Origin of the sequence: Anaerococcus cruorum (assembly GCF_046365495.1) — a bacterium.
GTDB classification, from domain to species: Bacteria; Bacillota; Clostridia; order Tissierellales; family Peptoniphilaceae; genus Anaerococcus; species Anaerococcus cruorum.
On sequence record NZ_JBGMEH010000001.1, the window covers coordinates 78,169 to 98,844 of the forward strand.

Here is a 20,676-nt window from a genome sequence, read left to right on the forward strand (position 1 = left end):
AAAAGAGGCCTTAGGCCTCATATTTTTATAATTTTATTTATCATCTTGATTTAAAAATTCATAAGCATATTGGGCTAATAATAAAGCGCCATCTTTAAATGCTTTTTCATCTGGGTTAAAGTCTTGGGCATGGTTTTTTGGAAATGTTGATGGATCATCTGGATTCATCGCACCTATTATCATATAAGAACCAGGCATACCTTCAAAATCTTCATAACCTGCTAGTAAAAATCCAAAGTCTTCAGAGCCTGTTACCTTTAAATCAGTTTTAACATGGTCATCACCAAATAAATCTCTTGCAACTTTCACAGCAGTATCAGTAGAAGTTTTTTCATTTATAACCGGACCTGCCCCTTGGTTGTAAGTAAATTCTGCACTGCCGCCATAAAGTTTTGCTGATGAATCTGCTATTTCTTGTAGCTCTTTTAAGAATTTATCAGCTGATTCATTGGTAAAAAATCTAAAGCTTGCTGTAAGTTTTGCATCGCTTGCTACAGCATTTGCTACTGACCCACCTGAAATAGTTCCGTAATTTAAGACAATTGGTTCATTTAGGGCATCTACTTTTCTAGCCATCGCTCCATTAGCACCATTTATAAAAGTATTTAGCATCATGATGGCATCATTCCCATCATATGGAGTAGAACCGTGGGCAGATTTGCCTTTAAAGGTTATATCAAAAAAGTAATTTCCGGCCATCACTTGATCATATCCAGTTGCAGCATATCCAAGGGGAATGTTTGTGAAAATGTGAATGGCAAAACCACTATCAACCCCTTTTGTAACTCCTTGTTTTACTACTGCTTTTCCTCCATCACCAGTTTCTTCACCTGGTTGGAATAAAAGTCTAACTGTGCCAGGAAGTTCATCTTTTATTTCAATTAATGATCTTGTAGCAGCTAAAAGCATAGCTGTGTGAGTATCGTGACCACAAGCGTGAGACTTACCGGCATTTTTAGATTTAAAATCAAAATCGTTAGTTTCTTCTATAGGTAGGGCATCAAAGTCCGCACGAAGTAAAACTGTTTTACCATCACTATCTGGATTTATTTCCGCAATAAGTCCTGTCGGGTCAAGTTGGGTTACAGTAAGTCCATAAGATTCCAATTCTTTTTTTATAAAATCATTGGTTTCTCTTTCTTGCATAGCAAGTTCTGGATTTTGGTGTAAGTGTCTTCTTTGTTCTATAATTTTCTCTTCATCATTATAAATGAGTTCTTTTAATTTTTTGTTAATCATTATAAGTCCTTTCTGTATAATTAAGCTTCATAAATTGTCTTTTCATAAGTTTTACTGTAGTCGTTTTTATAATCTAAATAATGGTTGGATAATTCTCCTAAAACAAAGGTAGTAGCTAGCACAGCGTAAATTGCAAAAGCTAAAATTAATATATACATTAGAAAAAAAGAAAATATCCCATTACCATAAGTACCTAACGGAACTATTAAAGATATAAATACAAGCACTGGTAGGATAAGCCATTTAGCATAAGTTTTTAAAGTTTTGCCAAATAAGTCCTTACCAACCTTAAAAGTTCCTTTAAATAAATCAGCAAATGATAGTTCTGGCCTATCTGCTGCTAATAGAAAACGGTAATTTGTAAAGGCTGAATAAACTATTTGCCCAATTAGGATTAGTAGGACTAAGCCTAGGGCAGCTGATACGGCACCAAAGCTATTATTTATCATAAAACCTGCTGCAATTGTTGTCACAAGGCTAAATCCCAAAAATATCCAAGCGAGGTTAGGTAAGAGCGAAATCAAAAAGCAAACTCCAATCACCTTTAAATTCAAATGATTTATACCATCCATATATTCTCCAACCGTTCCCATCCTATTATAAACTAGGCCTCTAGCAATCATAAATTGAAAGGTAATGACAACTATAGTTATGAGGATATTTGAAATTATTCCACTAAATGATGTACCCATACTTTCTAAATCATTTGGACTAGTTCCAAAAAGTTTTGCAATTAGAAAAACAATAATAGCTGATATAAATTGCAAAATAATAACTGAAGAAAACTTATAATCTCTTTGCATATTAACTCCTCCTTTTCTCTATAGTATATTTTTACCCAAAATGGGTATTTATATATTAGAGGTGATAAAATATGATTATTAGATTTGATGAAGATCAATTAAAAGCATTAGCTTTTGATGGAGATGACCAAGTTGGTTATTGTGAAGTAGAAGAAAAAATAGATAGTACATGGGCAATTACTCATACAGTAGTAGATGAAAAATATAGAGGAGAAGGAGTTGCTGAACAACTTGTAGATAAAGTATGCGAACAAGCACGCGGAAATTACAAAAAAATTCTTCCAATTTGCTCATATGCTGTTAAAAAATTCGACGAAGAACCTGAAAAATATGGTGACATCGACGCAAGAGCATAGAATATGAAACTGGGGATTATCCTCAGTTTTTTTATGCCTATTTTTACTGGCGACTCTATCAATCTTTACCAAAATCTCAAGATTTGATATTATAATTCTAATATTATAGTAGCAAAGGAATTATTTTGAAAAAAGATTTGAGAAAAGATTTAAAAATAAAAATAGCAATCTTAACCATAGCCCTCTATGTCGCCAGCAATAGTGTTATATCAGGTACTCTAGTTTTTATGCAAAGAGACTTTGGTATTTCTATTACAAATGCAGAATCTCTTATAACTATATCATCAATTACCAGCATCATTACAATATTTCTAAGCGAAAAAGTCACTAAAAAAATCGGCATGAAAAATTGTGTAATGGTTGGTCTTTTTTTAGTAGGCCTTAGCTCGCTTTTGCCAATCATCCACACTTCTTACATATCGGTTGTTATAAGCCGTCTTATCATGGGTGCAGGAGTTGGTTTGTTTAATGGACATAGTGCAAATTATATAAATACATTTTATGAAGGCGATGAAGCCTATAGGCTCCATGGCATCAGAAACTCCACCGAATTTATCAGCCAAATGGTATTTTTATTTATGGCTGGCCTTTTGATGAAAATCCACTGGAAATATGCATTTTTAGTTTATTTTATAGCATTTTTTATTATGGCTTACTTTAATAAGGTCATCCCTGAAGTAGATACCACTGATAAAGCAGATATAGGAAAATTTAAAATAAATAGGCAAATATTTTTCTATGCGTTTTTTGCAGCAATTATGATTATGAATGTAACTGCTCTTAGCGTGCGTTTTCCAACCATAGCTACCAACCAAAAAGGTCTTGGAGTTGATGCAAACTTATACATGATTATCCTGCCAATGTCTGGAATGATTTTTGGTTTTTTTATTTGGAATTATCAATCGAATCTTAAGAGAAAAAACTATTATACTAGGTTTAGCAATCTATATAGTAGTAAATATTGTCCTGGCATTTTTTGGCAATAATATGTATATATCTTTATTATGTATGGTCTTTGTAGCCTTATCCCAATCTCTATGCATTCCATACTTATTTGCAGAAGTTTCTAGATTTGTAAAAGGATCTCATGCTAGAATTGCTAATAATCTAATTTTTATAGGTTGTAATGTGGGTGGCTTTTTGGCTCCATTTTTCTTAAAAGGAATAAATAATATCCTCCATACTTCTTCTTTGACTTTAGCATTTACAGCCTTTAGCGCAATATATGCTATTTTGTTAATACTAAATATATACGAAAATAATAAAATAAAAGTATAAAAAAAGAGCAGATCGACTGCTCTTTTTAATTTATAAATATTGATAAATCTAGTTCTTGGCCTAGCATATTAAATATTTCCTTGCCACGAACACTATTTCCAGTTTTATCTAGTCTTGGAGAATATACTCCTATACCACAAACTCCTGGAACTACTCCAAGGATGCCACCAGAAACTCCAGATTTGGATGGAATTCCTACATTCATTAAGTATCTACCAGAATTTTCATACATTCCACAAGTTGCCATTTGACTTAGGACAATTTGAACTTCAGATTTGGATAATAAATTGTAATGGGTTTCTAAGTCACATCCCCTATTAGCAATAGCCGCCCCCATACTGGACAGAGCAACTACATTTGTAGAAATAGAGCAAGCCTTAATATATAGATCCAAAACTTTTTCTGGATCTTCATCAAATATTCCCTTACTTTTTAAATAATAAGAAATAGCCTTATTCCTATCAGTTGTTTCTATTTCTGATGCATATACTTCTTTCATAAGATGGGCTTTTTCTTGCTTGGATAACTTTTTATAATACTCTAGGATTCTATCAAATTTATCATCAACATCTGTTCCTAAAATCATAGAAGCGGTAGTAATTGCTCCCGCATTTATAAATGGATTGGCTGCCTTATCAGTAATGGGCACTAGTGAATTAAATTCGTAACTTGTTGGCTCACTACCCACCTTACTAAAAACTTTTTCTGGATCATTATCATGGAGGGCCATGATTAGAAGCAGAACTTTTGATATAGATTGGAGAGAAAATTCATGATTATAGTTACCATAATTAAAACTTTCCCCAGTAACAGATGTAATGCTTAGAGCAAAATTATCCGGATTCACATTTGCAAGTTCTGGTATGTAGCTAGCTAATTCTCCTTCTCCAATGCACGACTCACTTGCTCTTATAACACTTTTTATCTTTTCATCTATAAAATCTCTGTTGTATAACATATAAACACCTCTACCTACCTATACCCATCTTTTTAATTATAGTAGGTGAAAAGCCTATTAAATTGACTTTTTACTCATTTTCTTCTAAAATTATACTAGAGTACTTAAAAGGGAGATTGATGTGACAAAGAGATTTCAAAAAGCCTTTATTACTTCATTAATAATTTCTCAACTTTTTATAAATCCAGGAATTTCCCATGCTGATTCCATTATTTTAAACAAAAATACTACTGACGGTGTAAATGTCAGAGTAAAAGAAGATGTAAATAGTGATATCCTTGGCGGCATAGAGGACTTTACCCCTTATGAGATAAAAAGTGAAAATGACGATTGGTACGAAATAGAATTTGAAGGCAAAAAAGGATTTGTAGCAAAAAAATGGTTTTATAAGCTAAGCCATACTAGTTTACTTGCACAAACTAATCTAAAAGAAAGACCTAATAGTGATTCTAAAAATCTTACCGATGATAAATTGCAAGAAAAAACTAAGGTTACTATCTTAGGTTTTGAACCAGATAGTGACTTTGTAAAAGTTTCCTATAATGAAGATTTTAAAGATAACAAAAAAATAAATACTATAGATTTAGAAAAGCTTGAAAATAATAGCTCAGTTGATGATTTAGCAGATAAAAATCAAAATAGCGATGTAAAAACAGTTACTCTAGGAACAAGCGAAAATGAAGAAACTCCAAGTGTTATAACCCTTCATGATACTCCAGAAACTGTTGCATTAGATCAAAATACCGCTTCAGACGATACAGAAGCTGAAAGTAAAAGTGACAAAATCAAAGAAGGCTATGTAAAATTAGAAGATTTAGCTATTGCAAAAAAAGATGCTAATGATTTAGCTGATTTTACTAAATTTTATAATGACATGAATACTTCTATAAAAAATCAGATAGCTAGCGAAGAAGCGGCTAGAAACCAAATGCGTGAGATAACAGAAGTATCTTATGTCACTACAACTACAACTAATAATAATCAAGAAAATCAAAGTTCAAATACAACTACAGTTCCTGTAACAGGATCTAAAACTGGTAGTGAGCTTTATAAGTGGGCTACTCAATATCTTGGCAATCCATATGTTTGGGGCGGTATAGACCCAGTACGTGGTATAGATTGTTCAGGATTTACTATGCAGGCTTATCGTCAAATAGGTATAAACCTACCACACTTTGCACAAAGTCAGCAAAGATATGGTGTAGAAATACCATTTGGTCAAGAAAAAGCCGGAGATTTAGTATTCTTTGGAACAAGTTTAAATAATATAACCCACGTAGGAATGGCAGATGGAAACGGAAATATGATCCATGCATCAAGTCCAAGGTATGGAATAATTATAGGACCAATTAGAAATCCTATATCAATTAGAAGAATTGTACAATAAAAGAGGAGCATATGCTCCTCTTCTTTTTATCTAATTTTGGCTATCGTTTGATGAACCAAATATATTTATAAATGAATTTACTATTGACCTAAAAAAGTTAAGAATAGAATCTAAAAGACCGCTATCTTGAGCTTCTTTAGTGATATTATCAATTGTATCTTTGTTCTCGTTATAAAATTTACCAGCATTATCTGCTAGCTCATTGCCAAATTTTATAAGATTTTCCCTTACTTCTTTACTATCAATAGCTGAAGAATTTTGGTATTTTTCAAAGAAGTTTACCAAAATATTTATATTATTGTCACTTAGAACATTTTCAAGATTTACATTTTTTAAAGCATCTTGGATATAGATGTTTATTTGATTAGCATCTGCAGCTTGTCCTGTTTCTTCTTTATGCTCTGCCAGTTTTTGTTTTACTTCTATAACTACCTTATCCAAATCTGCTGCATCAAAACCAGATTTATCTTTATGTTCTTCTGTAATTTCATTTACAGCTTCAAGTTCCTCTTGAGCAACTTTTGCACGTTCTGGGTCTATGTCTTTACCAGAATTTGCAAGGGCCGCATAAACTCCAACTAAGGCTGACTCCCCTGTAACAGGTTTTGGGCTTGCTACATAAATATCTGCATCAGTAATTCCCGCTGTTATGGCCGCATTGGTATATTGACCTTGTGTTATAGATGTAATATTTGCTGGCGTTACAATATTTACCTTAATTCCAGAATTTTCTGGTAATTTTTTGATATATACTGAAGAAATCATGTTGGAATTATCAGTATAGTAGCCTAAATATTTTTGTAAATCATTGCCTGTGGCTGTTTTATAATCAAGGTTTGGGTCATTGCTTGTTACACCAAAGGCTTGGTTTACTTGGTTTATTTGCTCATTATTTAGGGCAGCTCCATATACTACTGCATCTTTATTTGCATCATTTGCTGCAAGAGCTAGCGATGGAACAAATATGCTTAAGGCGCACAAAAGTGCTAAGAGTCTCTTTTTCATAAATCCTCCTATAATGATTCGATTTTTTCGATTATTGGATTTAATTCTTCTAAGTTTACGTCTTCTACAAGACCAGCGTCAATTTTACTTGCAATTTCTGGGTTGATTGGAAGTTTTGCAATTGTTTCAATGTCATATTTGCCAGCTACTTCTTCTACGTGGCTTTCCCCAAATATTTTATGGTCAGATCCACAGTCTGGACATTTGAAATATGACATATTTTCTACAATACCAATTACTTTTTTACCCATCATTTTTGCCATTTTTAGAGATTTTTCTACAACCATACCTACTAAATCTTGTGGAGTTGCTACTGCAACAATCCCATCAATTGGTAGTGATTGGAAAACTGTAAGTGGCACATCACTTGTTCCCGGTGGCATATCGATTAACATATAGTCGATTTCTCCCCAATCTACATCAGTGTAAAATTGTTTAATAACACCAGTTACAATAGATGATCTCCATACTACAGGATCTGTTTTATTTGGTAAAATCATATTTACAGAAATAATTTTAATTCCATCACGGGTAACACCTGGATACATGATTCCTTCTTTAGTACCTGTTACACTTTCATCAATACCAAAAGCTTGTGGGATTGATGGTCCTGTGATATCGGCATCAAAAACTGCAACCTTATATCCTTGTTTATTTAATTTATTAGCTAGCATGCTGGTTACAGATGACTTACCAACTCCACCCTTACCACTCATAACTGCTATAACTTTACCAACTGAAGAACCTTCATTAAGGTTTACTTTAAATTGGTCGAAATTTCTTTGTTTTTCCATTTAACTCTCCTTTATAAAAGAAAAAAGCATTATTTATTTAATGCTTCTTTCTTAATTATATCTATTTTTTGTTAAATTGCCATAAACAACTAGCAAATACGCTATATTTAGCCGTTAAAAGTTAATTTTCATATCATTATCCTTTATCAGGCCTTTTTTATACATTATTTTATAAATAATATATGAAATAATTGCCGGAAGGATAAAGTGTAAAAATAAAATTTGAATAAGTAGAAGGGAAATATTTCTAGATCCAGCCATTGCATTTAAGGTAGAGATTTGTCCCACTAGTCCACTTGTTCCCATTCCTGATCCTAAAGGTGTATTTTCCATTTTAAAAATCAAATTAGAAATTGGTCCTAAAATTGCTCCAGCAAGTGTAGGAGGTAACCAAATCCATGGATTTTTAATAATATTTGGTACTTGAAACATAGATGTTCCAAGGCCTTGGGCAAGTAAACCCTCTACTCCATTATCCTTATAAGAAATCACTGCAAAACCTATCATTTGTGCGGCACAACCAACTGTTGCAGCTCCACCAGCTAGTCCAGATAATGAAAGCATCATACAAATTGCAGCTGATGATATAGGTAAAGTTAGAGCCATACCAACTAAAACTGATACAACTATACCCATTAAAAATGGCTGAAGTTCTGTTGCACGCATTATTATATTCCCTAGACCTGTCATAAAGGCAGCAACACCTGGGCCAATCAAATCTCCTACTAAAACACCGACCAAAATTGTAAGGGCAGGTGTGATTATGATATCAAGTTTTGTGCGTTTTGAAACTAATTTTCCAAACTCTACTCCAAAAATTGTAGCTACATAAACCCCTACTGGTCCACCAAGCTCATAAGCTCCTATACCCACTATAGTTGATGCAAATAAAACTAAATTTGGTGCCTTTAAAGCATTTGCTATGGAAACTGCAATAGCAGCTCCAGTTGCTTGCCCTATCAATGGCCATATTCTTTCTGTCAAAAATGGGATATTAAGAGTATTGCCAATAGAATTTAAAATTGTTCCTACAAGTAAGGAAGCAAAAAGACCAAAGGCCATAGCACCCAAGGCATCTATAAAATAAACCTTTGGTGAAAGTATAATTCCCTGTTGTTCTAAATATTTTTTCATAACTTCTCCTAAGATTTTTCTTAGCTAAAGTATAACACAAAAAACATTTATTGTATATACAGTGGGGAATTATTTTAAATATCCTTTTTCCTTTAAAGCATTTTCTATTATTTCAAAAGTTTCTTGGTCTTTGGCCCTAATCGTATGATAATGTATATTGCCAGTGAGGTTTTTTAATGGAGTTGAAACGTCCATATTTTTTACAAAATTATTGACTCCATTACGTGATTTGATGTCTAAATCTTTACGTATAACTCCATAGACTGGGTGGTTTATAAAAATATCTATAACCACTCCCCCATTATCTACAATAGTATTTAGTTCATCTTTTATATCGCCATCCTCATGCTTTGACTCTATTATTTTTGTCAAATATTCTCCTGTATCTATTTTATATCCTTTATTAGTAGATATTATTTGGACTCCAAAGGCCTTTAAAACGCCAATGTCTTTTACAATTATTTGCCTTGATACACCAAATATATCGCCTAAAACTTCTCCAGACTTAGGCTCATCGCTTTTTTGCAAAATTTTTATTATTTCATTTTGCCTTTTACTTAGTTTCATAGTTTACCTCTTTGATTAACTATACCATTTAACCTTGACTTTTTTATAAAAATCTTGTATTATATCCTCAACAACTGCGAAAAGAAGAGTAGCTTTTTGGAAAAATCTAGAGAGTCCCAGTGGGTGGAAAGGGATATTTGGAAGATTAGTGAAAAAAGACTTTGAGTTTCTTTGAGGATATTTGATTCAAAGACGTGATTGCACGTTACAGCAAACGAGTATGATGGTACTTATTGAGATGTACTTTGTGAAAAGTGCATGAATTTGGGTGGTAACACGGCCTTTCGTCCCATGGTTGCGAAAGTGTGCGTGTATTTTTTTTACAAATTTTTAGCCCAAGGAAGGAAATATTTATGAAAAATATAAGAAAAATTTTGTTAAGCCTCTTACTTGTATTATTTAGTTTTACAAATGTAAGCTTTGCAAGTGAAGGTGAGGATGTTTTAAGAGTGGGAATGGAAGTAAACTATGCTCCCTTCAACTTTTCTGAAGTAAGTGAGGAAAATGAAGGCGTGCCAGTATCTAATTCTCCAGGAGAATATGCAAATGGTTATGATGTGGCCATAGCAAAAAGAATTGCTAAAGGACTAGGCAAAAAACTTGAAATTTATAAAATAGATTGGGACGGTCTTATCCCTGCTCTTACTTCTGGTAAGATTGATGCCATAGTTGCTGGTATGAGCCCTACAGAAGAGCGTTTAAAACAAATTGATTTTACTGATAGCTACTATAATGCAACTATTGGAGTAGTTACTAAAAAAGATTCTGCTTATGCAAATGCAAAATCTATCCATGACTTTAAAGATGCAAAAATAACCGCCCAAATGGGTACTTTCCACCTTGATTTGATTGATCAAATGGATGGTGTTAAAAAACAACAAGCTCTTGATTCATTTCCAACAATGATTGCTGCAACCAAAGCTGGTAATATAGATGGTTATATATCAGATAAATCTGGGGCTATGAATGCTATCGCCGCTAATGCAGACTTAGTTTATAATGAATTTGAACCAGAAGATGGTTTTGAAATAGATCCTCTCTTAACTAGTGTAGCTGTCGGTGTAAAAAAAGGATCAGATTTAGAAGATAATATAAATAAAATTTTAGCAAATATTTCAGATAGTGAACAAGATGAAATCATGGAAGACATGATAAATATTTCAACCTTAGAAGAAGAAGGAGAGGAAGAAGAAGTAGAAGAAAACCAAACCTTTTTTGGAGAAATGAAATCAATCTGGTCTAGATATTCATCATTATTTTTAAAAGGTATTGTAAATACTTTATTTATAGCTATCGTTTCTACTCTTTTAGGATTTTTAATCGGATTATTAGTAGCAATTATTAGAAAAACTGAAGTTAATAAAATCAAAAATCCTATTGGTTATGCAATCTATAAGATTGTAAACTTCCTACTTGGAGTTTATGTAGAAGTCTTCCGTGGAACACCAATGATGGTGCAATCAGTAATTATTTTCTACGGACTAAAACAATATTTTGATATCGACCTATCAACCATGTTTGCAGCTATCTTAATCGTATCTATAAATACTGGAGCATATTTATCAGAAGTTGTTCGTGGTGGTATCAATTCTATAAACAAAGGTCAATTTGAAGCCTGTAAAGCTTTAGGAATGACCCACTGGCAAACTATGAAAAATGTAGTTATCCCACAAGCTGTAAGGACAATATTACCATCATTAGGTAATGAATTTGTTATTAATATCAAAGATACATCAGTATTAAATGTAATCTCTGTTACAGAATTATTCTTTATGAGTAAATCAGTTGCAGGATCTACCTACCAATACTTCCCAACATATTTAATAACAGCAATAATCTACTTTGTACTAACCTTTGCTATTACAAGACTACTATTACTTGTAGAAAAAAGAATGAGTGGTAGAGATTATATACTAGAATCAAGTACAGGAGCAAAAAATGTCAATAATTAAAGTAAATAATTTAGAAAAAAGCTTTGGAAATCTTAAAGTTCTAAAAGATATAAATTTTAGTGTAGAAAAAAACGAAGTAGTTTCTATCATAGGCTCATCTGGTTCTGGTAAATCAACCCTATTAAGATGCTTAAACCTATTAGAAACTCCAACAAGTGGTGAAATTCTCTATGAAGGGGAAAACATCCTAGAAAATAATTTTGATGAAAGGCACTACCGTTCTCAAGTAGGCATGGTTTTTCAAAACTTTAACTTATTTGAAAATAAAAATGTTTTAGAAAATTGTACCTTAGGCCAAGAATTGGTCTTAGGCAAAAGCAAAAAAGAAGCAGAAGAATTAGCTATGAGCTATTTATCAGATGTAGGTATGCAAAGATTTGTAAATGCAAAACCTGAACAACTATCAGGTGGACAAAAGCAAAGAGTAGCCATAGCCCGTGCCCTTTGCATGAATCCAAAAGTTCTGCTTTTTGATGAACCAACCAGTGCTCTTGACCCAGAAATGGTAGGTGAAGTTTTAGAAGTAATGACAAAACTTGCTAAAACTGGAATTACCATGATTGTTGTAACTCACGAAATGGACTTTGCTCGCGATGTTTCTTCTAGAGTTTTATTTATGGATAAAGGTATAATCTTAGAAGATGGATCTCCAAAAGAAATTTTTGAAAATCCACACCATGATAGAACTAGAGAATTCTTATCAAGATTCTTAAATAACTAGGGAGCATTAATGAAAGATTTAGTAGAAATTTACTCATCAGATAAAGATTCCTTTGCTGTAGGATATATCATCTATCAAAGTGAGGATAGACTTTTTACCCACTTGGTAGATGACCAAGGCAAGTTTGATGGATATCTTTTATTTGATAAATCAACTATAGATGGCATAGAAAAAGATACAGAATACCTAAAAAAAATAGAAAGTTATATGGACTTTTGGGGCAATATTTCTATTGGCGATAGCGACAATGAAATATATCAATCCAAACCAGATTTTAAAGATTTGATAAAATACGCCAAAGACCACAACAAAATAATAACTCTTGCAACAAGTTTTAACTACTATGATGTATCAACAGGTTATGTAAGAGATTATAATGATGATGTTGTAATTATAGATGCTATAAATAAAGCAAATGCAGAAATATTTGACCAATTTGAAATACCTCTAGATGAACTCATAACTTTAGAAATAGAGTCAATAGACAATTTTCTATTAGGTTATGCCAATAAGAAATCATGAATAATACATTAATACTTATAATATTAAACTTAGTAGGAAAAATCTTCTCATTTATACGTGAGATGATTTTTTCTTTCTATTACGGAACAGGACCCATAACAGATGCTTTTAATACATCTACAACAGCGGCTACTCTTATTTTTTCTGTAATAACCTATGCCCTAAGTAAAACCTACATACCAACCTATAATGAAGTTATAAAAAAAGGCGGAGAAGAATCTGGAGATCAATTTACTAATAATCTGTTAAATTTCTCCCTATTTATAACCACAATTATAATGATTCTTGGATTTGCTTTTGCACCTGCAATTGTAAAACTTTTTGCAGCAGGATATACTGGAGAAAAATTAAAAATTGCTGCAAGCTTCATGCGTGCAATAATTTTAACCATCTATCCAAACATTTATGCAGCAATTTTTTCTGCATACTTACAGATTAAAGGAGACTTTCTAACTCCAGCCCTTCCGCTAATAATTTTAAATGTAATTTTGGCTATTACTGTAGCTATCTCAAATGGTAATGTCACAATTATGACATTGGGTATATTTTTGGCTTACTTTATCCAATTTATATTATTTCCAAGGGCCATTAAGAAAACTGGTTTTAAGCGTGGTAAGATAAGATTTTCCTTTGATGAAAATGTCAAAAAAATTATAATCTTATCTCTACCAACAACCTTTTCTATGGCAGCAGTTTATGTATCAACCATAGTCGACCAATCATTTGCATCCTTGGTTGCTCCTGATGGTGGAGTTTCAGTTATAAACTATGCGCTAAAAATTCTCAGAATAGTAAGTTCCACTTTTATAGTGCCTTTTCAAGTAACAGCCTATCCAGTAATAGGAAAATTAGTTGCGGATAAAGATGTAAATGGGATGAAAGACCTTACCAGCAAAACTTTGGTAAAGATTATGCTACTTTTTATCCCATCTATAATTGGGATGATGGTCTTAGCTGAGCCAATTATTTCTTTTGTATATTATCGTGGAGAATTTACCTACAATGATATGATAATAACCAGTCAGGTTTTATTTACCTATACTTTATATTTGATAGGGCCTGCCATAGTAGATTTATTGTATTTATCATTTTTCTCTCACCAAAATACAAAAATACCGACTGTAATTTCCTTTGTTCAATTAGGAATAAATATAATATTAGACTATACATTGTCAATGAAATACGGATTAGTAGGACTTGCCATGGCAACAACCCTTAGCCAACTCTCATCAGTGTTAATGGCCTTTATTATGTATAAGAGAACTTTTGGTAATCTTTCATATAAATATATATTAAAAAATATAGGCAAAATTTTAATAGCTGGACTAGCACTTGGTATATTTGCTAACTACTTCTACCAAATTCGCCCATCAAACCTATGGTTACTCGTGACAATAGCCTTTGCTGGACTTATATATGTAGGATTAATATATTTATTAAAAGTCGATGAATTCGATGATATTAAAAACGCTTTAATAAAAAGAAAAAGAAAATAAAAAAATATAATTTTTCATCAAAAAAAGACCTATATAGGTCTTTTTCTTTTACCTTACTACCCTAAAAGTATCCCCTACTTTTTGGATAGTAGTATCCTTTAATCCAGTATTTAAAGAAGAAAAGCTTTGTGGTCTATCAGGATTATTATCTATAGTTCTTGATTTTTGGATTTCTCCATCACTTTTTAAATAGTAATCATAGATGATAAAGTCTCCTAAATTTTCTACATAACCTTCATTAAAAGTAATAGTTGGATCATCCCAAGTTGTATCTATGTTATACCAATTACCATTAATCTTTACCATATTCCAAATATGAGGCTCCCCAGTTTTTTTAGAATATCCTGTAGCATATCTAACACTAAGGCCTGCTTTTGTACCTAGTTTATCAAAAAGAGTAGCATAAGCATTACACACTCCACCGTTTCCGTAAATAATACTTGATGGGTGATAGATAGAAAATCCGCCACTGATATTGTTACTATCACCTCTATTGTACTGATTTTGAGTTACAATAAAATCATGGATTTTTTGAGTTTTTTCAAGGTCACTATCATATGCACCTATATTTTCTTTTATCCAATTATCAGCAAAAGTATCTATTTCATTATCAACTATTGGATCTTCTCTATAAGTTACGGTAAAAGTTGCGGAATCAATATATACCTTGTCCCCCCTAGTTTTTTTGGGATCGTATTTAGTCTTTATATTTGTTTTCCCATACATACTATAGAAAAAATACCAATCCTCTTTGGCCGTTTCTAAAAACCATGATTGTATTTGTTGATTGCTAGTATAAGCATTGATATTTACAGTAAATTGCGTATTTCTCTTATTTAAATTATCTCTAATAATATTTTTAATTCTGATATTTAGATTGTCATCTACAGCATGATTTGCCTTGATTTTATTTATTTTTGTTATAAGCTTTTCACTATTTTCAATAAGAGATTCTAGCCTTTTTTTCTTATCACCTCTTATAATATTTGGCATGTTATCTATTAAATATTGGGCAGCCTTAATTTGTCGTTCTAATTCTGTTGTATCTAACCTATCTAATTGAGCTTGGTCAATGGCAGCATAGGCCGTATTTATTTTTAAATTTGTATTTACAATGGGATTGATAGCCAAAATCATAGCTAAGCTAATCCCAAAAATTTTCTTCTTCAATGCGCAAACCCTCTCTAATCTTTTCCTTTACTTATATATAATATACATTTTTGAAAATGATTTTAAAGTAAAAGAAATTAAAAAAACCTACAAATATACTTGTAGGTTTTAAGATTATAAGCTTGCTAACATTGCTTGTGCTTTAGCTATTAATGATTCTGACTGAGCCATAAGACTGTTTAATTGTCTTTCAAATATTCTAGAAGCATTTGGCATCAGTGCTTTTAATTGTTTAGCGGCTGCAAGAGTAGTTTTATTTCTTTTTATAGCTTCATTTAACTGATTTTTCTTATTTTGTTTTACCGCTTGTTGATTTACTTGATTTAAGATATTTTGTTTAGCAGTATTAACTCTCGCCATGGCATTTCTAAGCTCTTCATAGCTTGCGCTATCTTTACGAGCTAGAACAGATTTTGCATTTGCAATTGCCGCCTCGTATTCTGCTTTTAATTCTTGACTTGCATAATTGTAATATGCATTTGAGTTTACTACATTTACTTGATCATCTACTGCTAGTTGTAGCTGAGCAATTTGTTTTTCAACTTTTGGATCGCGTGTTAACTCACTAGAGTTTTCAGCTGTATTTTGTGCTTGATAATCTTGATTTTCGATAACACTTTCTTCGCTACCTTCTAGATTATCATTACTATCAGCTTCTATTTGATCTTTAAACTCTTCTTCATTTGCTGGTGTGTCTAAGGAATCCGCATAAGAGTTTTGCCCAGCAAGTCCAAATACTGCAAGATTTAGAAGTAAAATTGTTTTTAATATATTTTTCTTAAATTTCATGCTACCTCCTTAAAGAAAGTCTAAGTTAACCTCTTATTCCCTTTAATTGGTTTAAAACTTTAGTAGATCTTGCAACTATTTCATCTGATTTTTTGATTAAGTCATTAAGTTTTTCCATATTTTGTCTAGCTAAATTAGGTGTAATTTCTTTTAATAGATTAGCAGCTGCCTTAGTTTGTTTATTTGCTTCTATAGCCTTTTCAAGCCTTTTTATTTGTTCTTCACGAGTAAGATCACTTGCAGTTTGTTTTTTAGTTAAATTTTTTCTAGCACTTGCTAGTAAATCTGTAGCTGATTTTATTTGATCAAGAGTAGAACTTGGATTTTCTATTGTTGATTTAGCTAGTATAGCAGCGTTATTATAAGCATTATATGATTTGTCTGTATAAAGATCCTTGTCTGCTCTGATACCATCAATGTATGATATTTCTTCTTTAAGATTATCTAAAGCTTTAGTTCTATCATCGTTAGCTATAATTTCATTTTTCGCTTCTTTAACTGCATTAATAGCTATTTCATTTTGTAGGTTGGTTAAATTAAGTCCATTATCCCCTACTGTTTTCCATGCGTTTTGTACCGCATTATCATATTTATCTTTTAAATCTTTTGGTGCATTTTTATAAGCATCACTTGCTCTAAATTCTGATTGTTCAGTAGTTAGATTAATTAACTCTGTTTTATCAACTTCTCTACCGTTTAGGTTTGCTTTCGCTTCTTCTATGATATCTAATCTATCATTTAATCTTTTGGTATAAGTTTTAAATAACTCATCTTGAGTAATAGTTTCATTTCTTAATCCTTGATAAGCAGTTTTTAATCCATTAAGAGCATCATTAAATTTAAATTGTGGATTTTGATCAGAGTTTTGATATTCATAACCTTTCATAAAAGCATCATATTCGACAATTTTTTTATTTACTTTATCAAGAGTTTCGTTAAATTCTTCTTCAGCTGTTTTTACAGTTTCTTTTGCTTCTGTATTCGTACTTGCAGCATAGACATTGTTATTAGCTGGTACTAGTAAAAGTGTACCTAAAGCTAATACTGCACTTGTTTTTAAAATCTTTTTATTCATAATAGCTCCTTTGCTGGTAGTTTATTTCTTTTTTGTATTATACCCCATTGATATCTTTTTAAAATCAACCTAAAAAAGACCCATCAAGGGCCTTTTTGTATTATTCTGCTTTTAATTCATCTAAAGCTGTTTGTGCTTTTTCTAGAAGTGAATTTGAATCTTCTAATAATTGGTTTAATACATCTGCATTTTCGTTAGCAGTTTCTGGTGAAAGTTCAAATAATAGTTCTACAGCACGAGCACTAGATCTATTATCAAAGATTGATTGTTCTAAAGCTGCTATCTTTTCTTCTGTTGAAAGATTTGATGTATCTTTTGTTTCTTCAGTAGCTTCCTCATCAGTAGTTTCAGTTTCATCTTCTGCTTTATCTTCTGTAGCCGCTTCTTTTGTATCTGTTTCAGATTCAGCAGATTCTTCTCCAGCCTTATCTTCTACTGTTTCTTCAGTTTCTGTTGTCTCTGCTTTATTTTCTTCTACTACTGGTGAGTTATCATCAGTTGTATTTTCATTACTTACCATATTATCACAACCTGTTAGGGTTACTGTTAATAATAGTGCTGCTGCTAGTGTTTTATTAAATTTCATTGTTGTCTCTCCTTTTTGTTTTATCTTTATTATTTTTATTTTTTCCTGTAAGAGCAAATGCTCCAAGTGCTACTACTAGAACTACTGCTACCCCTACTAATGATTTTATACCCGTTCTTACAATAGATCCTGGATTAATTGTTGTAGGAACTTTTCTAGTTGTTGTAACAGGTGTTGTGGTAGTGGTTGTACCAGTAACTGGTGTAGTAGTTGTAGTTGTTGTTGTAACAGGAGTTGAGCTACCGTTTAGTTTCAAGGCATTTGTTAGCTCAGATTCTGCCTCTAAAAGATTATCCATAGTTGCATTTTCATCATCTAGGATTTTTATTTTTGCTTCAACAGCTGCCTTTTTATTTGCATCTGTTATATTTGAGCCTTCTTTTTGGTATTTTTGTTTTAATTTTTCAACTCTATCAGCAAATTCATTACCATCTAAGGCATTTAAAGCCTTTACTAAATTATCTGAGGCTGTTTTTAATTCATCATCACTTGCATCATCTTTATTTACAATTGCTTTTGCTGCTTCAAAAGCTTTCTCGTAGGCTTCTCTTAATGATTTTTGAGCTTTTTTATAAGTAACAGAGCTTCTTAGAATCTTATCTCCACTAATTATTTCTTCTATCTTTTCCTTAGGAGACTTATTATTTTTTAAAATATCTTTTTTGATATCATCAAACTTATCTAATGTATCCTCTAAAGCAAGTTTAGCTTGCTTAATTTTTGTTTCATCTTTACTTTGTATAGCTAAATTAGCCTGATCTATAGAATTTTCTAATTCATCTTTTAAGGATTTATCAACATTCTTATAGTCCTTATGTTCCTTAACTTTATTAGCTAAATCTAATAATTGTCTTAATTCTTCTAAATTAGAAGACTCTTCGCTATCTAATGTGTCAATAACTTTTGCAACTATTGGTTTTATTTCACTTTGGTTTAACTGATTTGTTAAAAAAGTTCTTGCATTCTCAATATCAGTTTCATTTCCACTTTTTAAAGCTTTCCTTGCTGCAGCCATAGCCTCATTTAAATTTTTGCTTTGAGTATTTGAGACATCTTCATAGTCTGGATGATCTTGAACTTTAACCGCTAACTCTAATAATTCTTCAAGTGATTCAATACTTTTTAATTTTATAGAGTCCGCTAAAAGTTCTTTAGTATCAGGATTGTTAACTGCTGCTTCCAAATCACTGATTGCTGATAAAATTTCTTCTTTATCCGCTGATTTCTTTGCTTTTTGAGCTTTTTTAAGAGCCTTTTCTAAATCATCTCTATTTTGTTGGGCTATATTTTTATAATTAGGATGATTTATAACTCTATTCGCATCATCTATCAGTCTATTTAATTTTTCGTTATCTGTTTCTTTTTGGTTTTGCCCATCTTTCTCAATAAAGTCTTTAATTTCTTTTATAGTATCTATTGCTGCATTTATTTCCTTATCTGTTGGATTAGCCTTTTTTACTATAGCTTGTGCAGTTGTGATTGCATTATTATATAATTTCTTATCTTCATCAGAAGCTAGTTTATATAAATCTTTATTTCTGTATGATTCTGCTTCATTTATAAGTTCTTGTAATGCTTGTTTTGATGTTTTTGGTTGATTATTATCAATAGTTTTTGTTTTTACAGGTGCTAGAGCTAGTTTTGCTAGATTTAGGTTATTTAAAGCTTTTTGTAAATCAGCTGCATCTGTAGAATCTTTAGCTATCAATTCATTTGCTCTGGCTTTGGCTATATCATAAGTTAATTTTGCAGAATCTCCTGCATTTTCATAAGCATCAGGATTTTTAGAAGTAGCTTCTTCAATTTGTTTTTTCAATCTGCTAATTTCATTATTTTGAGTATCAGCCTTGTCTAAAGCGCTATTATAGGCTGCATTAAGTTTATTATAAGCATCATTTAATTGAGTTTGTGAAGCATCTAAATTTTCGTAAACTTTTTTAGATTCTGTTAACTCATTTATCAAGTTATTTTTAGTAGTTTGATCATTGATATTATTAAAATCTGCTGACTCATAAAAACTATATGCAGTTTTTTGAAGATTATATAATCTTTGATATTCTCTACCATAAGATGTTGTTTCTGATGGTGTGATTTTTTCAATCTCATCATAGGTTAGGGCAGAGTTATTTGCATCTAAACTATTTGCTTTTACAATATCATCTATAGTTTGAGCAAGACTATTATTTGATGATGTAATCTCATCTTTACTCTTATTTACATCTTTCTCAACTGCTTTTGCCGAACTAATTGCAGATATTAATTTATCCTTATCTTCTTTTTTTACTTCATTATTATTGGCAATACTTGCAGATAGTTTTTCTGCTATGGCAATGGTTGAGCTAAGTCCTTCACGTTGTTCATAAGTAAAAAAAGAACTTGCACCTAAATTTTTCTTAGCTTCATTAATATTTTTAATTAAATCAACGATTTCTTTATCAGGTGTATCTTCTTTTACATTTTTCCCATTTGCGATGGCATTAATGTAAGCATCTTGTTCTGTCTTAGATGCATTTTTGTAACGGGTTGAGCTTTTAACATTTGCTTCTTCAGCAGTTAAATTGTTTAATTCCTCAATTTTTGGATTTTGACTTTCTGAAAGTTTCTCTTCACTATTACTGCCAATGTTTGTTGAATCCTCTTTATCTGTAGGTGCAGTCTCCTCAGAATCTTCATTATTTGGTGAAATATGACTGTCAGCTGCATACACTACGGAACTAAATTCATTATTTTCTACAGGACTTACTATCCCAATAGCTAGTGCTAGAGCAAGTGTACCTGTATATATTTTTTTTCTTTTCATTTCTAGCTCCTAATTTTTCTTTAAATTTAAGTCTATTACTTAAC

General features: G+C 31.7%; 20 protein-coding genes and 1 other annotated feature. Of the genes, 8 read left to right on the forward strand and 12 right to left on the reverse strand.

From position 1 onward, the window contains the following. Window positions 1-33: 33 nt before the first annotated feature. The gene (locus ACCQ40_RS00400; RefSeq protein WP_410032147.1) at window positions 34-1,239 is read right to left on the reverse strand and encodes a M20 metallopeptidase family protein; all 1,206 of its coding nucleotides are present in this window, start codon (window positions 1,237-1,239) and stop codon (window positions 34-36) included. A 20-nt stretch (window positions 1,240-1,259) separates the two neighbouring features. Continuing rightward, window positions 1,260-2,042 carry a hypothetical protein gene (locus ACCQ40_RS00405; RefSeq protein WP_410032148.1) on the reverse strand — a complete coding sequence of 261 codons (783 nt, stop codon included), beginning with the start codon at window positions 2,040-2,042 and terminating at the stop codon, window positions 1,260-1,262. 71 nt (window positions 2,043-2,113) lie between these two features. Here ACCQ40_RS00405 and ACCQ40_RS00410 point away from each other — a divergent pair, with 71 nt between their 5' ends. The 3 genes from ACCQ40_RS00410 (at window position 2,114) to ACCQ40_RS00420 (ending at window position 3,676) form a co-directional block, all read left to right on the forward strand. Beyond that, window positions 2,114-2,398: a GNAT family N-acetyltransferase gene (locus ACCQ40_RS00410; RefSeq protein WP_394019941.1), complete on the forward strand. Its 285-nt coding sequence runs from the start codon at window positions 2,114-2,116 to the stop codon at window positions 2,396-2,398. Window positions 2,399-2,523: 125 nt separating this feature from the next. Beyond that, a complete protein-coding gene (locus ACCQ40_RS00415) occupies window positions 2,524-3,384 on the forward strand; it encodes an MFS transporter (RefSeq protein ID WP_410032149.1) in 861 nt (286 codons plus the stop codon). A 22-nt stretch (window positions 3,385-3,406) separates the two neighbouring features. Beyond that, window positions 3,407-3,676, forward strand: a complete 270-nt coding sequence (locus tag ACCQ40_RS00420) for a hypothetical protein (RefSeq protein ID WP_410032150.1) — start codon at window positions 3,407-3,409, stop codon at window positions 3,674-3,676. Window positions 3,677-3,701: 25 nt separating this feature from the next. On the opposite strand, the gene glsA is transcribed toward ACCQ40_RS00420, so the two are convergent. Continuing rightward, a complete protein-coding gene (glsA, locus tag ACCQ40_RS00425; protein WP_410032151.1) occupies window positions 3,702-4,634 on the reverse strand; it encodes a glutaminase A in 933 nt (310 codons plus the stop codon). A gap of 121 nt (window positions 4,635-4,755) precedes the next feature. Between glsA and ACCQ40_RS00430 the strand changes: the two genes are divergently transcribed. Then, window positions 4,756-6,021 carry a C40 family peptidase gene (locus tag ACCQ40_RS00430; RefSeq protein ID WP_410032152.1) on the forward strand — a complete coding sequence of 422 codons (1,266 nt, stop codon included), beginning with the start codon at window positions 4,756-4,758 and terminating at the stop codon, window positions 6,019-6,021. 30 nt (window positions 6,022-6,051) lie between these two features. Here ACCQ40_RS00430 and ACCQ40_RS00435 read toward each other — a convergent pair whose 3' ends face one another. The 4 genes from ACCQ40_RS00435 to ACCQ40_RS00450 all read right to left on the reverse strand — a co-directional run bounded on the left by ACCQ40_RS00435 (window position 6,052) and on the right by ACCQ40_RS00450 (window position 9,521). Continuing rightward, window positions 6,052-7,026: a DUF1002 domain-containing protein gene (locus ACCQ40_RS00435; protein WP_410032153.1), complete on the reverse strand. Its 975-nt coding sequence runs from the start codon at window positions 7,024-7,026 to the stop codon at window positions 6,052-6,054. 8 nt (window positions 7,027-7,034) lie between these two features. Then, window positions 7,035-7,820, reverse strand: a complete 786-nt coding sequence (locus tag ACCQ40_RS00440) for a P-loop NTPase (protein ID WP_394012148.1) — start codon at window positions 7,818-7,820, stop codon at window positions 7,035-7,037. A 114-nt stretch (window positions 7,821-7,934) separates the two neighbouring features. Beyond that, window positions 7,935-8,954, reverse strand: a complete 1,020-nt coding sequence (locus tag ACCQ40_RS00445) for a PTS sugar transporter subunit IIC (protein ID WP_410024149.1) — start codon at window positions 8,952-8,954, stop codon at window positions 7,935-7,937. A gap of 69 nt (window positions 8,955-9,023) precedes the next feature. Then, complete coding sequence (locus tag ACCQ40_RS00450) at window positions 9,024-9,521, reverse strand: 3H domain-containing protein (RefSeq protein ID WP_394012152.1); 498 nt, start codon at window positions 9,519-9,521, stop codon at window positions 9,024-9,026. A gap of 67 nt (window positions 9,522-9,588) precedes the next feature. Further along, window positions 9,589-9,816 (forward strand) — a binding site (T-box leader). Window positions 9,817-9,874: 58 nt separating this feature from the next. On the opposite strand from ACCQ40_RS00450, the gene ACCQ40_RS00455 reads away from it, so the two are divergent. Genes ACCQ40_RS00455 through murJ form a run of 4 tightly spaced genes read left to right on the forward strand, consistent with a single transcriptional unit; the run spans window position 9,875 to window position 14,212 of the window. Continuing rightward, window positions 9,875-11,473, forward strand: coding sequence for an ABC transporter substrate-binding protein/permease (locus tag ACCQ40_RS00455; protein WP_410032154.1), 1,599 nt, complete (start codon window positions 9,875-9,877; stop codon window positions 11,471-11,473). Further along, window positions 11,460-12,194 carry an amino acid ABC transporter ATP-binding protein gene (locus tag ACCQ40_RS00460; protein ID WP_410032155.1) on the forward strand — a complete coding sequence of 245 codons (735 nt, stop codon included), beginning with the start codon at window positions 11,460-11,462 and terminating at the stop codon, window positions 12,192-12,194. The genes ACCQ40_RS00455 and ACCQ40_RS00460 overlap by 14 nt, the downstream gene beginning before the upstream one ends. Before the next feature lie 9 nt (window positions 12,195-12,203). After that, the gene (locus ACCQ40_RS00465) at window positions 12,204-12,716 is read left to right on the forward strand and encodes a hypothetical protein (RefSeq protein ID WP_410032156.1); all 513 of its coding nucleotides are present in this window, start codon (window positions 12,204-12,206) and stop codon (window positions 12,714-12,716) included. Next, complete coding sequence (murJ, locus tag ACCQ40_RS00470; protein ID WP_410032157.1) at window positions 12,713-14,212, forward strand: murein biosynthesis integral membrane protein MurJ; 1,500 nt, start codon at window positions 12,713-12,715, stop codon at window positions 14,210-14,212. Before ACCQ40_RS00465 ends, murJ begins: the two co-directional genes overlap by 4 nt. Before the next feature lie 48 nt (window positions 14,213-14,260). Here murJ and ACCQ40_RS00475 read toward each other — a convergent pair whose 3' ends face one another. The 5 genes from ACCQ40_RS00475 to ACCQ40_RS00495 all read right to left on the reverse strand — a co-directional run bounded on the left by ACCQ40_RS00475 (window position 14,261) and on the right by ACCQ40_RS00495 (window position 20,632). Continuing rightward, window positions 14,261-15,382, reverse strand: a complete 1,122-nt coding sequence (locus ACCQ40_RS00475) for a transglutaminase domain-containing protein (RefSeq protein ID WP_410032158.1) — start codon at window positions 15,380-15,382, stop codon at window positions 14,261-14,263. Between the two features lie 114 nt (window positions 15,383-15,496). Beyond that, window positions 15,497-16,171 carry a hypothetical protein gene (locus tag ACCQ40_RS00480; protein ID WP_410032159.1) on the reverse strand — a complete coding sequence of 225 codons (675 nt, stop codon included), beginning with the start codon at window positions 16,169-16,171 and terminating at the stop codon, window positions 15,497-15,499. 25 nt (window positions 16,172-16,196) lie between these two features. Beyond that, window positions 16,197-17,246, reverse strand: a complete 1,050-nt coding sequence (locus tag ACCQ40_RS00485) for a hypothetical protein (protein WP_410032160.1) — start codon at window positions 17,244-17,246, stop codon at window positions 16,197-16,199. Window positions 17,247-17,346: 100 nt separating this feature from the next. Next, complete coding sequence (locus ACCQ40_RS00490) at window positions 17,347-17,832, reverse strand: hypothetical protein (protein WP_394012168.1); 486 nt, start codon at window positions 17,830-17,832, stop codon at window positions 17,347-17,349. Further along, complete coding sequence (locus tag ACCQ40_RS00495) at window positions 17,822-20,632, reverse strand: coiled-coil domain-containing protein (protein ID WP_410032161.1); 2,811 nt, start codon at window positions 20,630-20,632, stop codon at window positions 17,822-17,824. The genes ACCQ40_RS00490 and ACCQ40_RS00495 overlap by 11 nt, the downstream gene beginning before the upstream one ends. Window positions 20,633-20,676 lie beyond the last annotated feature (44 nt).

What these genes read in the sequence shown, in the direction of transcription:
- ACCQ40_RS00460 (WP_410032155.1), top strand. Translation starts at nt 11,460, where the DNA reads ATGTCAATAATTAAAGTAAATAATTTAGAAAAAAGCTTTGGAAATCTT.
- ACCQ40_RS00420 (WP_410032150.1), top strand. Translation starts at nt 3,407, where the DNA reads ATGGTCTTTGTAGCCTTATCCCAATCTCTATGCATTCCATACTTATTT.
- ACCQ40_RS00435 (WP_410032153.1), bottom strand. Translation starts at nt 7,026, where the DNA reads ATGAAAAAGAGACTCTTAGCACTTTTGTGCGCCTTAAGCATATTTGTT.
- ACCQ40_RS00465 (WP_410032156.1), top strand. Translation starts at nt 12,204, where the DNA reads ATGAAAGATTTAGTAGAAATTTACTCATCAGATAAAGATTCCTTTGCT.
- ACCQ40_RS00410 (WP_394019941.1), top strand. Translation starts at nt 2,114, where the DNA reads ATGATTATTAGATTTGATGAAGATCAATTAAAAGCATTAGCTTTTGAT.
- ACCQ40_RS00495 (WP_410032161.1), bottom strand. Translation starts at nt 20,632, where the DNA reads ATGAAAAGAAAAAAAATATATACAGGTACACTTGCTCTAGCACTAGCT.
- ACCQ40_RS00485 (WP_410032160.1), bottom strand. Translation starts at nt 17,246, where the DNA reads ATGAATAAAAAGATTTTAAAAACAAGTGCAGTATTAGCTTTAGGTACA.
- ACCQ40_RS00480 (WP_410032159.1), bottom strand. Translation starts at nt 16,171, where the DNA reads ATGAAATTTAAGAAAAATATATTAAAAACAATTTTACTTCTAAATCTT.
- murJ (WP_410032157.1), top strand. Translation starts at nt 12,713, where the DNA reads ATGAATAATACATTAATACTTATAATATTAAACTTAGTAGGAAAAATC.
- ACCQ40_RS00405 (WP_410032148.1), bottom strand. Translation starts at nt 2,042, where the DNA reads ATGCAAAGAGATTATAAGTTTTCTTCAGTTATTATTTTGCAATTTATA.
- ACCQ40_RS00440 (WP_394012148.1), bottom strand. Translation starts at nt 7,820, where the DNA reads ATGGAAAAACAAAGAAATTTCGACCAATTTAAAGTAAACCTTAATGAA.
- ACCQ40_RS00490 (WP_394012168.1), bottom strand. Translation starts at nt 17,832, where the DNA reads ATGAAATTTAATAAAACACTAGCAGCAGCACTATTATTAACAGTAACC.
- ACCQ40_RS00445 (WP_410024149.1), bottom strand. Translation starts at nt 8,954, where the DNA reads ATGAAAAAATATTTAGAACAACAGGGAATTATACTTTCACCAAAGGTT.
- ACCQ40_RS00455 (WP_410032154.1), top strand. Translation starts at nt 9,875, where the DNA reads ATGAAAAATATAAGAAAAATTTTGTTAAGCCTCTTACTTGTATTATTT.
- glsA (WP_410032151.1), bottom strand. Translation starts at nt 4,634, where the DNA reads ATGTTATACAACAGAGATTTTATAGATGAAAAGATAAAAAGTGTTATA.
- ACCQ40_RS00400 (WP_410032147.1), bottom strand. Translation starts at nt 1,239, where the DNA reads ATGATTAACAAAAAATTAAAAGAACTCATTTATAATGATGAAGAGAAA.
- ACCQ40_RS00450 (WP_394012152.1), bottom strand. Translation starts at nt 9,521, where the DNA reads ATGAAACTAAGTAAAAGGCAAAATGAAATAATAAAAATTTTGCAAAAA.